At 55.2% G+C, this 330-nt stretch carries 1 pseudogene; it reads right to left on the bottom strand.

The window, feature by feature from the left end:
* Positions 1 to 330: pseudogene (locus HBA93_RS19870) on the bottom strand (DUF6035 family protein); the annotation flags it as partial.

Below are 330 nucleotides of genomic sequence, written 5' to 3' on the forward strand. Positions count from 1 at the left end.
GTTCCGGCCTCTGAGTACCATGCTCGCCAGTTGCCGCACGCCAACGTGCCAGGAAGTCCTCGTGCCAATGAGGCTCAGGCGCCACAGCAAAAGCGCGGCCACTCGAAAGCCAATTCAATTCATGAAGACCGACGAGCTTGGAATGCCACAGGTTCTCCCTGACCCAGAAAGCACGAAGAATGACCTCGTTCCGCTGCCGTGAGAGCTGAACGGTCTCGTTGTCCATCGAGAACAGGTTCTTATTATGCGAATAGAAAATGTCTTCGAATGAACTGAGAAGCCGTCCGTTTGTCGGAGGCGGCTCAAAATTCCAGGTCAGCCACAGGAGCC

Origin of the sequence: Ochrobactrum sp. SFR4, assembly GCF_019730395.1 — a bacterium.
Classification (GTDB): Bacteria; Pseudomonadota; Alphaproteobacteria; order Rhizobiales; family Rhizobiaceae; genus Pseudochrobactrum.